Genomic DNA, 12,891 nt, shown 5'->3' with positions numbered 1-12,891 from the left:
CCCCAAATCTACCATAAACTTAACCTACTAATGTTATGGTATCTCAAAAGTATCGCAGCTTTTCAATTCTACCAAAGAAACAGGATGAACGGCAAAAAAAACCGATGAAATGCACAATTTAACCTTTTGTTAGTATTTTATTAATACGCTCTGGCGTCTTTTCCTTCGTAAAAATTCATAAAAGCACGATTTACGACACGATTTCCACCCGGAGTAGGATAGTCTCCAGTGAAGTACCAATCGCCTAAATTTTTAGGACATGCTATGTGTAAATCGGCTACAGTTTGGAATATGATTTTTACTTCGGCATTAATTTCTGGAGAGCTTAGCATTTCTGCAATTTTATCTGAAATTTCTTCGTCAGTAAATTGATCATATATTGCTGTAACATAATTCACAACATCTTTATCTTCAAAATTTTCTTGTGCTTTACACTTAGCATAAACTTCGTCTACAATATGGTAAAGGTTTCTTTCTTTTAATAAAGCAAGTGCTGCTCTAAAAGCAACTAAACCTTCTAGTTTTGCCATATCAATTCCGTAACAATCAGGATAACGAATTTGCGGAGCAGATGAAACGATTACGATACGTTTTGGTTTCAAACGATCCATCATTTTAATGATGCTCATTTTCAATGTAGTACCACGAACAATACTGTCGTCGATAATAACCAAATTGTCTTCTGGTTTAATTACGCCATAAGTAACATCGTAAACGTGAGCTACTAAATCGTCACGACTGCTGTCTTCTGTAATAAAGGTTCTAAGTTTAGCATCTTTAATAGCAACTTTCTCTGTACGTATTTTTACAGCTAAAAGTTCCTGAAGTGTTTCAGCGGTTAACGTATTTCTATTTTCTAGAATATAATTGTTTTTTCTCTGATTTAAGAAATCCTGAGCAGCTTCGACTAAACCATAAAATGAAGTTTCAGCAGTATTAGGAATATAAGAGAAAACAGTGTTATCTGTATCGCTGTCAATTGCTTTAAGAACAGCAGGTAAAATTAATTTTCCTAAATCTTTACGTTCTTGGTAAATTTCGGCGTCACTTCCTCTTGAGAAATAAATTCTTTCGAATGAACAAGCTTTTTTGATTGTTGGTTCCAGGATTTGTTTCATAGAAACATTTCCGTTCTTTTTGATAATCAAAGCATTCCCCGGATCAATTTCCTGAACGCTTTCAAAAGGAACATTAAATACAGTTTGGATAACTGGTCTTTCAGAAGCTACAACAACAACTTCGTCATCTTGGTAAAAATAAGCTGGACGAATTCCTGCTGGATCTCTAAAAACAAAAGCATCACCATGACCTAATAAACCGGCCATAGCATAACCACCGTCTAAGTTTTTAGCCGAACGAGCTAATATTTTAGCAATATCCAAACGTTCTGCAATAACTGGAGAAGCTTCTCTTTTAGAATATCCTTCAGCTTTACAGTCTTGGTACAACTGCATTACTTCTTTGTCTAAGAAATGACCAATTTTTTCCATTACAGTAACAGTATCAGCCATTTCTTTTGGATGCTGACCCAATTCAACCAGATTTTCGAAAAGCTCTTTAACATTTGTCATGTTGAAGTTTCCTGCCAAAATCAAGTTACGGTGCATCCAGTTACTTTGACGTAAAAATGGGTGAACACTTTCGATGCTGTTTTTTCCAAAAGTTCCGTAACGAACGTGACCTAAAAACAATTCTCCAACATAAGGAATATTTGCTTTTAAATCTTTCATGTTGTCTCCCAATTCAGGATGAGCTTTTAGTTCTTCGCTAACACGCTCATTGATTTGTTTGAAAACATCTTGGATAGGTTGTGAATGATTAGAACGAACTCTGCTGATGTAGCGTTGTCCAGGTTCAACATCAAGTTTAATACTAGCAAAACCAGCTCCGTCTTGTCCGCGGTTGTGCTGTTTTTCCATCATTAAATACATTTTCTGAATTCCGTAAAATGCAGTTCCGTATTTTTCTTTATAATATTCAAGCGGTTTAAGAAGTCTGACTAAGGCTATACCACATTCGTGTTTTAAAGCGTCGCTCATTGTTTTTTTATTTTTTTGTTGTGTTGTAAGTTGTGTGTATTAACGTAATAAAAAAGCCCCGTTTTATCGAGGCTCTTAGGCATTATATTTCTATGTCAAACTGAGTTAACGACTTAAATTGCTGTAATCGAATCGCTACTTCGGCCTTGCTTAATGTTTCCATCCTTTCGGTTCCAAATTTCTCTACGCAGAACGAAGCTAAATTTGATCCGTAAATAATTGCGTTTTTCATGTTTGCAAAAGAAATGTTTTCGCTTTGTGCAATAAATCCAGAGAAACCACCTGCAAAAGTATCTCCGGCTCCGGTTGGATCGAAAACTTCTTCTAATGGTAAAGCTGGTGCAAAGAAAACTTCTCTATTGTGGAATAAAAGTGCGCCGTGTTCTCCTTTTTTGATCACCACATATTTTGGTCCCATATCCTGGATTTTGGCAGCCGCTTTTACTAATGAATATTCGCCTGAAAGCTGTCTTGCTTCTTCGTCATTGATTGTAATTACATCTACACGTTTAATAACGTCTAATAATTCCGGAAGAGCGCAGTCCATCCAAAAGTTCATAGTGTCTAAAACTACTAATTTTGGTTTTTTCTCCATTTGATCTAAAACACTGCTTTGTACTAATGGATGTAAGTTTCCTAACATCACAACATCAGCATCTTTGTAGTTTTGAGGAACTTTTGGCTGAAAATCAGCTAAAACGTTCAACTCAGTTGCAAGAGTGTCTCTAGAGTTTAAATCATTGTGGTACAAACCGCTCCAGAAAAAAGTCTTTCCTCCTTTTACAATTTCGATACCAGAGATATCAATATTTTTTGAAGTTAAAAGATCTAAATGTTCTTGAGGGAAATCGTCGCCAACTACAGAAACAATGGCCGATTGCAAGTTAAAAAATGAAGCTGATAAACCAATGTACGTTGCAGCACCACCTAAAATTTTATCTGTTTTTCCGAAAGGAGTTTCAATCGCGTCGAAAGCAACTGTTCCAACAATCAATAATTTATTCATTTTATGAATTTCGAATTAGGGTGCAAAGATACTCTATAAGTTACAATCTTGCAATGGTTTAGGTTCTCAAAATTTTCATAAAAAAATAATATCGATTTCGGGTCTAATTATATTGTAAATGAATGAATTATATTTGGTTTTAATTAGTGCTTAAAATATATTTTTTGGATTTAAATCGCAAGTTTTATTTTTGGAAAATTCCGATATTTTTAAAGCTGCCTACAACTCGTATTTCTTATCAAAATAATTTTTCAAAATTCCAACTTGAATCAAAATCATAAAAGGAACAATCAATATCGCGTACATGATGTTTTTAGAGAAATGAATTCCTGAAAATGAATTTGCGATTTTATCAGAATATAATTTCCCGACTTGTTCGATTTCAATATTATTTTCTGAAACTGAAAAAAGCGAAATATAAATCACCAATAAAGCCACAGCTATTCCAATCGAAATCCAGATTGGTTTAGAAATTAAAGGTTTGTATACACTTAATTTTTTCTCTTCTAAAGCTTGAACATTTGCCATAATTTTAGAAGTAAAATCTATTGATGGCGACTGCAGTTTGTCTTCGGCCATCATTTTTTCAATAAGTTGTTCTATATTTTTATCGCTCTCTTTCATAACATTCTATTATTTCGGGTTCTAGCTGCTGTCTCAAAATTACGGCTAATTTTTGTCGGCTTCTAAATAATTTTACTTTTGCATTATTTGCCGATATATTCATGATTTTTCCAATTTCTTCTAAATTCTGATCGTCAAAATAAAATAAAGTCAAAAGGAAGTTTTCATCATTGGGTAACAAATTTAAACATTTCTGAATGGTCTGCTTTCGTTCTTTTTCTTCTAAAGTGCTCAAAGCATTATCCATCGTTTTAATTAAGTGCGAAGAAAAATCATCAATAGAAATATTTAAATCCTCTTTTTTACTTTTCTTTAATCTGTCCAGACAAGTATTATAAGCGATTTTATAAATCCAAGTCGAAAATTTAGAATCGCCTTTAAATTTATTCAGTGAACTATAAATCTTTATAAACGTGTCTTGAGCAACTTCTTCAGCTTCTTCCCGGTTTTTTACCATTTTGAGCGCCAATGTAAAGATCATATCTTTATAACGATCCACAAGAACGGCAAACGCATTTGTCTCGCCCTGCAGAATTTTATCGATATAATGCTGATCATTTATTGTACTCATATTATATAGGACGACAAGTTGTTTGTTTGGGTTACAAGAAAGTTGAAAATAAATTCTAAATTTTTTAAAACTCAAATTCCAAATTCCACTCTTTAATATATAATAAAGTATAGGAGTTGAACTTTGACAAGGTTTTAAAGTTTGGCAAAGCTGTGTCGGCAAATAAAATAAAATCAAAATTAATTGATTATCAGTTGGTTTTGGGGTTTCGAATTTAAAATTTGAATTTTTTTCCCAAAAGCTGTAACCTCAATTTAAAAAGTCTCGTCATATGGAGTATCAATCAATTTAAAAACGTAAATATTATGGACGACAAAATTTTAATTCCAGTGAGTTTTTTCTTAATGATCTTCGGGATCGTTTATTTAATTTATTCAACCAGAAACAGAGAACGTCTGGCTCTTATAGAAAAAGGAGTAGATGCAAGTATCTTTTTGCAGGGAAAAGGAAGCGGCGTTCCGGCCTGGAAAATATTTGTTGTGAATCTGGCTTTCTTATTAATAGGAAGCGGAGTTGGAATTTTTCTGGCTTTACTAATCACAACCTATACTTCTCTTAATGATGGAGCTGTTTATCCTTCGATTATTTTTATTATGGCCGGAATTGGACTTTTAACAGGATTTAAAACTGCCAAAGATCTGGATAAAGAATAAGACAAGTAAAAGTTTTTTTTAGTAAAAAAGGGCATCAAATATTTGATGCCCTTTTTTATTCTTTAGATCCTATGGTTTCGTAATAAACATCAACAGAAAGTTTTGGCTGCATTGATGCCATTACAGCAAGCTGGTCGCAGCGTTCGTTTTGCGGATGGTTATTGTGTCCTTTTATCCATTTAAAATCAACCTTATGTTTTCGGTAAGCAATTAAAAAACGTTTCCACAAGTCAGGATTTTTTTTTCCCGTATATCCTTTTTTTTCCCAGCCAAAAACCCATTTTTTTTCGACAGAATCAACAACGTATTTGGAGTCTGAAATTACTAATACTTTCATGTTGGGATTTTTGAGTTTTTCTAAACCTACAATTACAGCCAGAAGTTCCATTCGGTTATTGGTAGTCAGGCGAAAGCCCTCATAGAATTCTTTTTTATAAGGAGTGCCTACCAATTCCATTACCACGCCGTAACCGCCATTGCCGGGATTTCCTTTTGCCGCACCATCTGTATATATATGTACTTCGTGATTCATTTATTTATTTTAGATTGTAGACTTTAGATTGCAGATTGTATGGCTTTATCTAAAATTTGAATTTATATTTAAGAATTTGCATCTAATAATCTATGGATGATTTCAGGAAAATGTTTTTGTTCTAATTCATGAATCTTTTCAGCAACAGTTTCAGGAGTGTCTTCTTCGGTTAAAAGAACGTTTTGCTGAAATATAATACCTCCTTCATCATAATTCTCGTTTACATAATGAATAGAAATTCCGGTTTCTTTTTCCTTATTATTCACTATCGCCCTGTGAATGTGCATTCCGTACATTCCTTTGCCTCCATATTTAGGTAAAAGTGCAGGGTGGATGTTGATTATTTTATTTGGATACTGCTCAATTATGTTTTCAGGAAATTTGAGTAAAAAACCGGCAAGGACAATCAAATCTGGGTCGATTTTTTGTATTTTTTGTAATATATTTCGTTCTAAAAGTTCGTTTTTTGAGAAGATTTCGACCGGAATTTGATGATTTTTTGCTCTGTCAATAACTTTTGCCGAAGCATTATTTGTAAAAACCGAAACGACCTTCGCAATTTCGATATTCGAAAAATATTTTATAATGTTTTCTGCGTTAGTTCCTGATCCTGAGGCAAAAACGATAATTTTTTTCATGATTGAATTTATTTTTAGAATGCAAAAAACGGAATAAAAATCGAAAATAAATAGCTTTAAAAGACCTTTCTTGAAATTAATTTTATAAATTAGTGTCACATTTATAAACTAAATAGTTGTTTTAAAATAAAGTTTTTTATTTTTGCCAACAAATTAAATTCTAAAATTAAAGATTATGTCAGACATTGCATCAAGAGTAAAAGCGATTATCGTAGACAAATTAGGTGTTGACGAAAACGAAGTTGTAACAGAAGCAAGCTTCACTAATGATTTAGGAGCTGACTCATTAGACACTGTTGAGCTTATTATGGAATTCGAAAAAGAATTTGATATTCAAATTCCAGACGATCAAGCAGAAAACATTGCTACTGTAGGTCAAGCTATTTCTTATATCGAGGAAGCTAAAAAATAATAATACCACACCCGAATTTTAAAAATTCCAAAGTTTGAATATCCAAATTCCAAAATTGGAGTTTGTTTTCTAAAAAATTGAAATTTCTAGAAATCGGGTGTTATTATTTTTTAAAATTTAAATTTCGATTGATTTTCAATCAAAAAGATATATTTATATTGTAATGCCCATGGCTCTTAAGTAGCAATACAGTTAAGAAAGCATGGGTTTTATTTGTTTAAAGACACAAAATACATATTTTATGGCATTAAGGCGAGTTGTTGTAACAGGATTAGGTGCACTTACTCCTATCGGGAATAATATCCAGGAATATTGGAATGCACTTGTGAATGGGGTAAGCGGAGCCGCTCCTATCACATATTATGATACAGAGAAGCATAAAACGAAATTTGCCTGCGAAGTAAAAAACTTCAACATTGAAGATTACATGGATCGCAAGGAATCTCGCAGACTAGATAAATTTGCTCAGTATGCAATTGCTGCCAGTGACGAAGCTATTAAAGATGCTGGTCTAACAAATGATAATATCGACAAAACTAGAGTAGGTGTTATCTGGGGAGCTGGAATTGGAGGTTTAGAAACTTTCCAGGAAGAAGTAATGTATTATGCAAAAGGTGACGGAACTCCAAAATTCAATCCGTTTTTTATCCCTAAAATGATTGCCGATATTGCTCCTGCGCATATTTCAATGCGTAACGGGTATATGGGACCAAATTATACTACAGTTTCTGCATGTGCATCTTCTGCAAATGCATTAATCGATGCTTTTAACTACATTCGTTTAGGAATGTGTGATGTTATTGTGTCTGGTGGTTCTGAAGCTGCTGTTACCATTGCAGGTATGGGTGGTTTTAGTTCAATGCACGCTTTATCTACAAGAAATGAAAGTCCTGAAACAGCTTCAAGACCTTTTGATGCAACCAGAGATGGTTTCGTTTTAGGAGAAGGAGCAGGAGCTTTAGTTCTTGAAGATTATGAGCACGCAAAAGCAAGAGGCGCAAAAATTTACTGTGAAATTGGCGGCGGCGGAATGTCATCTGATGCTTACCATTTAACAGCACCGCATCCGGAAGGAATTGGAGTTATCGCAGTAATGAAAAATACATTAAAAGATGCCGGAATGAACCCAGAAGATGTTGATCATATCAACACTCATGGAACTTCTACTCCATTAGGAGATGTGGCTGAATTAAAAGCAATCAGTAATGTTTTTGGTGAACACGCTAAAAACATTAACATCAATTCAACAAAATCAATGACAGGACACTTACTTGGAGCTGCCGGAGCTATCGAAGCAATTGCTTCTATTTTGGCAATGCAGCACGGAATTGTTCCTCCAACGATTAACCATACTGTTGTTGATGAAAATATTGATCCATCATTAAACCTTACTTTAAACAAACCTCAAAAAAGAGAAGTTAATGTTGCTATGAGTAACACGTTTGGTTTTGGCGGACACAATGCTTGTGTATTGTTTAAAAAATTAGCTGACTAATTTTCGGATATGAATATTATCAAAAAAATATTTTCTAAATCCCGTTCTCTAGAAGACGGGATTTTTTTTGACACTATTCAGAAAATTCTTGGTTTTCAGCCTATAAATATCGAATTTTATAAAAAAGCCTTTACACATAGATCATCAAATAAATTAGATGAAGCTGGACATCCTATAAATTACGAAAGACTTGAATTTTTAGGAGATGCAATGTTAAGTGCTGTAATTGCTGCACATTTGTTTAATAAGGCGCCAAATGGAGACGAAGGTTATTTAACAAAAATGCGTTCAAAAATCGTGAGCCGCGAACATTTAAATGAACTTGGCAAAGATTTGAATTTAGTGCGTTTTGTAGAGAGCAAAGTACCGGTACAGCATTTTGGAGAAAACATTCATGGTAATATTTTCGAATCGCTTATTGGAGCTATATATTTAGATAAAGGGTATTCGTACTGCGAAAGATTTATTCAAAAAAGAGTAATTACGCCTTATGTTGATATTGCGAGGCTCGAAGGAAAAGTAATTAGTTATAAAAGTTTAGTTATCGAATGGTGTCAGAAAGAAAAGAGAATCTTTCACTACGACATTTTTGAAGATAATGGCATCGACGGACAGCGTTTGTTTGGTGTCAAATTAAGTATAGACGATAAAGTGGTCGCAAGAGCGCGGGCAACTTCAAAAAAGAAAGCAGAAGAAAAAGCTTCGCAAAGAGCCTATTTTGCATTTCAGGAAAAAATTGACAAGAAATAATTACAAAAATGCTGTAGTTTTCTTAACGCTAAATCGTTTTCGTTTATAAATTAATAAAAACAAGCTGCTTATAACTATTGATGCTCCGTTAGAAATAGTATATTTACAACTTGATTTTTCATGACATGGCTATTCATAGATTGGATTTAGATGAATTTGACGAAATTGATTATTATTTAATGGCAATTCATACTTCATTAGAAGATTATAGATTGGCCTATTTTATCAATAAGAACCTTCCGATTAACTTAAGTAAGAGCAAAAACGAGATCCATGCTCAGACGAAAGAAGGTGAGGCAAATTTTTCGAGATTTTATTATTATGATTCTGAGAAAGCTGTATCATGGAATTTGATTCAGAATAAAAATGAGATCATTTCTGTGAGTACAAATGATTTCCAGAATTTGTTTTCTAATGAAACAAGTGAGGTTTCTACAACAATTCATTTACTTCCTGAATTCAAAAAAGTAGATTTTTTCCTGAAAATCGATAACAGCGAAGAGGCTGTTGATTTTTCAGAAATTCAGCAAAAACTAAATTCAATAGAAAGTATCGCAGCAATATATGCTGTAGATACCAATAAAATAAAATCAAAAAACAATCTAATTTTTTAAAAAAAATGTTAACAAATAAGAAAACCAAAATTGTTGCTACACTTGGGCCTGCCTGTAGTACAAGAGAGATCATTAAAGATATGATTGATGCAGGGGTTAATGTGTTTAGAATCAATTTTTCGCATGCAGATTACGAAGGAGTAAAAGAAAAAATTGACATCATTAGAGGATTAAACGAAGAGTTTGGTTACACAACTGCAATCCTAGGAGATTTGCAAGGACCAAAACTTAGAGTTGGTGTAATGGAAGAAGGTACTGTTGTACACGATGGAGACGAAATCACTTTTACAACTGCCGAAGATATTATCGGAAATGCAAAAAAAGCATTCATGAAATATCAAAATTTTCCAAATGATGTAAATGTTGGAGAGCGTATTTTGCTTGATGATGGTAAACTTATTTTCGAAATTGTTTCTACAGATAAAAAAACAGAAGTTGTAGCTAAAGTTATTCAGGGCGGCGAATTAAAATCTAAAAAAGGGGTTAATCTTCCAAACACAAAAATTTCTTTACCAGCTTTAACAGAAAAAGATATTGCAGATGCAATTTTTGCAATTGAACAAAAAGTAGACTGGATCGCACTTTCATTCGTGAAAACACCACGTGATTTACAAGATTTACAAGAATTAATCGCTAAGCATTCAGAATATAAAATTCCAATTATTGCTAAAATTGAAATGCCGGAAGCTCTAGAGAACATGGATAAAATTGTAGCATATTGCGATGGTTTAATGGTGGCTCGTGGAGATCTTGGTGTTGAGCTTCCTGCTCACGAAGTTCCATTGGTACAAAAAGATTTGATCAGAAGAGCTAAAACAGCTAGAATTCCTGTTATCGTTGCTACACAAATGATGGAAACAATGATTACAAGTTTAACTCCAACAAGGGCAGAAGTAAACGACGTTGCAAACTCAGTAATGGACGGAGCAGATGCAGTAATGTTGTCTGGAGAAACTGCAACAGGAAACTACCCAGTACAAGTAATTCAAAGAATGGCGCAAATTTGCGAAGCTGTAGAAAACTCTCCGCTTATTCAAGTACCTCAAAATACACCACAAATTAAAACTAAACGTTTTGTTACTAAAACAGTTTGCCACCAGGCAGCTTTATTAGCAAATGAAATCGAAGCTAAAGCAATTTGTACTTTAACAAACAGCGGTTATACAGCTTTCCAAATTTCGGCTTGGAGACCTTCAACGGCTCATATTTTAGTATTTACTTCAAACAGAAGAATCTTAACGCAATTGAATTTATTATGGGGAGTTAAATCTTTCTACTATGATAATGAAGAAAGTACAGACGATACTGTAACTGATGTAAATCAAATTGCAATTGAAAAAGGTTATGCACAAAAAGGAGATTATTTAATCAACCTTGCTGCAATGCCAATTAAAGATAAAGGAATGGTTAACACCATGAGAGTTTCTGAGATAGAATAGTTTCTGTAAAAGATCCTAAATATACTTTTAAAAAGCCATCCGGTAAATCGGGTGGCTTTTTTGCTTTTATACCCTGAGTGAAAATTGTTTCAGTTTAAACTTTCTAAACAAAAAATCCAAACTCTTGTTTTTTACCTGATGCTCCAAACCATAAAATAAAATGTTTTAGGGCAGAATAACGCCTTTTTGATGTTGCAAGTTATAATTTGCAACAATGTAGTGTCTTAAAAACAAGGTTGTTAGGTTTTTTATTTTTTAATTTTGAGATCCTTAACAAAACGTTAAAAAAATTACTGTTGAAATTCCCCCTTATTTATCCAACAGTGAAATGCTTAACAAGCTGCTTTTTTAGTATAGGTTATTTTCTATAAAATGTTAATAGAAAAAATTAGTTCGATTACATAAAAAACCATTATACAACGAATTTATTAACAAATCTTATTACCATGAAACAAAGTAAACTTAGAAATGCCTTAATGCTCTTTGCATTAGTATGCTTCACAATTGTTCAGGTGAAAGCTCAGAATAAAAAAATCAACATTCTAGTATTATGGGGTGATGATATTGGAACTACAAATATTAGTGCCTACAGTGACGGACTTATGGGATATACAACTCCTAATATAGATCGTTTAGCCAATGAAGGTTTACGTTTTCTTCATTATTACGGAGAACAAAGCTGTACAGCTGGGCGTGCTGCTTTTTTAACAGGACAGCACGGTCTTAGAACCGGGCTTACAAAAGTAGGTTTCCCTGGTGCGCCAATGGGTATGAGTCAATTAGATCCTTCTATAGGCGGTATCATGAAAAGTTTAGGATATGTAACAGGTCAGTTTGGTAAAAACCACGTAGGAGATCGTAATGAAAATTTGCCAACGGTAAATGGTTTTGACGAATTTTTTGGAAATCTGTATCATTTAAATGCTGAAGAAGAGCCAGAATTACCAGATTATCCTAAAGATCCAGAATACCTGAAAAAATTCGGACCAAGAGGAGTATTAAAATGTACAGCTACAAATACAGATGACGGTACAGTTGATCCTCGTTTTGGGAAAATTGGAAAACAAAGAATTGAAGATACAGGACCTCTTACTAAAAAAAGAATGGAAACAGTAGATGATGAAACATCTGCAGCGGCTATCGATTTTATAAAAAGACAAAATGCAGCGGGCAAACCATTTTTCTGCTGGTTCAATGCTACACGTATGCACTTGCGTACACACGTTAGAGCAGAACACAGAGGAAGATACACACACGGAGACAGTGAATATATCGACGGTATGATCGAACACGATGAAACAATAGGAAGTATTTTAAAAGCATTAGACGATTTAGGAATTGCTGATAATACAATTGTAGTGTATTCTACAGATAACGGACCACACATGAATACATGGCCAGATGGAGCCATGACACCTTTCCGTTCTGAAAAAAACACCAACTGGGATGGAGCTTTCCGTGTACCATGTATTGTACGCTGGCCGGGTGTAATTAAACCTGGAACTGTTACAACTGAGTTGATGAGTCATAATGACTGGATCCCAACCTTTGCCTCAATTGCAGGAGAACCTGATATTACAAATAAACTTTTGAAAGGATATAATGCTAATGGAAAAACCTATAAAGTACATTTAGACGGTTTTGATCAAAGTAATTTCTTGCGAGGTAAAACGCAAAAAAGTGCCAGAGATAAATTCTTTTACACAGATGATGACGGGCTTTTAGTTGGTTTAAGAGAAGGAGACTATAAATATGTTTTCGCAGAACAGCGTCTAGGCGGTACAATGGGAGTTTGGGCAGAACCTTTTACTAAACTGCGTTTGCAAAAAATATTTAATCTATACCAAGATCCTTTTGAAAGAGCTGATATTACTTCAAATACATTTTGGGACTGGCAGATGAATCATGTACAGTTAATGTACGGAGCCATTCAAGATGTTGTTACGTTTGCAGAAACCTTTAAGGAATACCCGCCAAGATCAATTCCGCCAAGTTTTTCTGCTTATACCATTATGGAAGAAGAGATGAAAGCAATTAAGGCACAAAAATATATTGAAAAAAATGTGATGCCTAAATTAAAAGAAGAAGAAGCAGAAACGAAAAAGAAAAAATAAAGAA

Annotated in this window: 13 protein-coding genes; 7 read left to right on the top strand and 6 right to left on the bottom strand. The window is 33.8% G+C overall.

The features are described from left to right. Positions 1-140: 140 nt before the first annotated feature. The 4 genes from ACTJIW_RS20380 to ACTJIW_RS20365 form a co-directional block, all read right to left on the bottom strand. Positions 141-2,039, bottom strand: a complete 1,899-nt coding sequence (locus ACTJIW_RS20380; protein WP_149205805.1) for an amidophosphoribosyltransferase — start codon at positions 2,037-2,039, stop codon at positions 141-143. Between the two features lie 82 nt (positions 2,040-2,121). Then, complete coding sequence (locus tag ACTJIW_RS20375) at positions 2,122-3,045, bottom strand: PfkB family carbohydrate kinase (protein ID WP_073408236.1); 924 nt, start codon at positions 3,043-3,045, stop codon at positions 2,122-2,124. 219 nt (positions 3,046-3,264) lie between these two features. After that, positions 3,265-3,669 carry a hypothetical protein gene (locus ACTJIW_RS20370; protein ID WP_073408235.1) on the bottom strand — a complete coding sequence of 135 codons (405 nt, stop codon included), beginning with the start codon at positions 3,667-3,669 and terminating at the stop codon, positions 3,265-3,267. Next, on the bottom strand, positions 3,653-4,240 hold the full coding sequence (locus ACTJIW_RS20365; protein WP_073408234.1) for an RNA polymerase sigma factor: 588 nt from the start codon (positions 4,238-4,240) through the stop codon (positions 3,653-3,655). Before ACTJIW_RS20365 ends, ACTJIW_RS20370 begins: the two co-directional genes overlap by 17 nt. Before the next feature lie 305 nt (positions 4,241-4,545). Here ACTJIW_RS20365 and ACTJIW_RS20360 point away from each other — a divergent pair, with 305 nt between their 5' ends. Continuing rightward, positions 4,546-4,893 (top strand): DUF6249 domain-containing protein, encoded by a 348-nt coding sequence (locus ACTJIW_RS20360; RefSeq protein WP_012023219.1) that lies wholly within the window; start codon positions 4,546-4,548, stop codon positions 4,891-4,893. A 55-nt stretch (positions 4,894-4,948) separates the two neighbouring features. Here the strand turns inward: ACTJIW_RS20360 and rnhA are convergent, their stop codons facing one another. After that, complete coding sequence (gene rnhA / locus ACTJIW_RS20355) at positions 4,949-5,425, bottom strand: ribonuclease HI (protein ID WP_440714741.1); 477 nt, start codon at positions 5,423-5,425, stop codon at positions 4,949-4,951. A 68-nt stretch (positions 5,426-5,493) separates the two neighbouring features. After that, the gene (gene purN, locus ACTJIW_RS20350) at positions 5,494-6,063 is read right to left on the bottom strand and encodes a phosphoribosylglycinamide formyltransferase (protein ID WP_012023221.1); all 570 of its coding nucleotides are present in this window, start codon (positions 6,061-6,063) and stop codon (positions 5,494-5,496) included. Between the two features lie 175 nt (positions 6,064-6,238). On the opposite strand from purN, the gene ACTJIW_RS20345 reads away from it, so the two are divergent. The 6 genes from ACTJIW_RS20345 (at position 6,239) to ACTJIW_RS20320 (ending at position 12,887) form a co-directional block, all read left to right on the top strand. Then, positions 6,239-6,475, top strand: coding sequence for an acyl carrier protein (locus tag ACTJIW_RS20345; RefSeq protein WP_007137004.1), 237 nt, complete (start codon positions 6,239-6,241; stop codon positions 6,473-6,475). Between the two features lie 241 nt (positions 6,476-6,716). After that, positions 6,717-7,970, top strand: coding sequence for a beta-ketoacyl-ACP synthase II (fabF, locus tag ACTJIW_RS20340; RefSeq protein ID WP_044047537.1), 1,254 nt, complete (start codon positions 6,717-6,719; stop codon positions 7,968-7,970). A gap of 9 nt (positions 7,971-7,979) precedes the next feature. After that, positions 7,980-8,720: a ribonuclease III gene (gene rnc, locus ACTJIW_RS20335; RefSeq protein ID WP_012023223.1), complete on the top strand. Its 741-nt coding sequence runs from the start codon at positions 7,980-7,982 to the stop codon at positions 8,718-8,720. Positions 8,721-8,845: 125 nt separating this feature from the next. Beyond that, positions 8,846-9,334 (top strand): IPExxxVDY family protein, encoded by a 489-nt coding sequence (locus ACTJIW_RS20330; RefSeq protein ID WP_012023224.1) that lies wholly within the window; start codon positions 8,846-8,848, stop codon positions 9,332-9,334. A 5-nt stretch (positions 9,335-9,339) separates the two neighbouring features. Then, positions 9,340-10,773, top strand: a complete 1,434-nt coding sequence (gene pyk, locus ACTJIW_RS20325) for a pyruvate kinase (protein ID WP_012023225.1) — start codon at positions 9,340-9,342, stop codon at positions 10,771-10,773. 446 nt (positions 10,774-11,219) lie between these two features. Then, positions 11,220-12,887 carry an arylsulfatase gene (locus ACTJIW_RS20320; RefSeq protein ID WP_440714740.1) on the top strand — a complete coding sequence of 556 codons (1,668 nt, stop codon included), beginning with the start codon at positions 11,220-11,222 and terminating at the stop codon, positions 12,885-12,887. Positions 12,888-12,891 lie beyond the last annotated feature (4 nt).

Source organism: Flavobacterium sp. 22659, assembly GCF_052044235.1.
Lineage (GTDB): Bacteria > Bacteroidota > Bacteroidia > Flavobacteriales > Flavobacteriaceae > Flavobacterium > Flavobacterium johnsoniae.
The sequence above is the reverse complement of the archived record's forward strand: the minus strand, read 5'-3'. Positions and strand labels throughout refer to the sequence as shown.

What these genes read in the sequence shown, in the direction of transcription:
- fabF (WP_044047537.1), top strand. Translation starts at nt 6,717, where the DNA reads ATGGCATTAAGGCGAGTTGTTGTAACAGGATTAGGTGCACTTACTCCT.
- ACTJIW_RS20345 (WP_007137004.1), top strand. Translation starts at nt 6,239, where the DNA reads ATGTCAGACATTGCATCAAGAGTAAAAGCGATTATCGTAGACAAATTA.
- ACTJIW_RS20320 (WP_440714740.1), top strand. Translation starts at nt 11,220, where the DNA reads ATGAAACAAAGTAAACTTAGAAATGCCTTAATGCTCTTTGCATTAGTA.
- ACTJIW_RS20375 (WP_073408236.1), bottom strand. Translation starts at nt 3,045, where the DNA reads ATGAATAAATTATTGATTGTTGGAACAGTTGCTTTCGACGCGATTGAA.
- pyk (WP_012023225.1), top strand. Translation starts at nt 9,340, where the DNA reads ATGTTAACAAATAAGAAAACCAAAATTGTTGCTACACTTGGGCCTGCC.
- ACTJIW_RS20360 (WP_012023219.1), top strand. Translation starts at nt 4,546, where the DNA reads ATGGACGACAAAATTTTAATTCCAGTGAGTTTTTTCTTAATGATCTTC.
- rnc (WP_012023223.1), top strand. Translation starts at nt 7,980, where the DNA reads ATGAATATTATCAAAAAAATATTTTCTAAATCCCGTTCTCTAGAAGAC.
- ACTJIW_RS20330 (WP_012023224.1), top strand. Translation starts at nt 8,846, where the DNA reads ATGGCTATTCATAGATTGGATTTAGATGAATTTGACGAAATTGATTAT.
- purN (WP_012023221.1), bottom strand. Translation starts at nt 6,063, where the DNA reads ATGAAAAAAATTATCGTTTTTGCCTCAGGATCAGGAACTAACGCAGAA.
- rnhA (WP_440714741.1), bottom strand. Translation starts at nt 5,425, where the DNA reads ATGAATCACGAAGTACATATATATACAGATGGTGCGGCAAAAGGAAAT.
- ACTJIW_RS20370 (WP_073408235.1), bottom strand. Translation starts at nt 3,669, where the DNA reads ATGAAAGAGAGCGATAAAAATATAGAACAACTTATTGAAAAAATGATG.
- ACTJIW_RS20365 (WP_073408234.1), bottom strand. Translation starts at nt 4,240, where the DNA reads ATGAGTACAATAAATGATCAGCATTATATCGATAAAATTCTGCAGGGC.
- ACTJIW_RS20380 (WP_149205805.1), bottom strand. Translation starts at nt 2,039, where the DNA reads ATGAGCGACGCTTTAAAACACGAATGTGGTATAGCCTTAGTCAGACTT.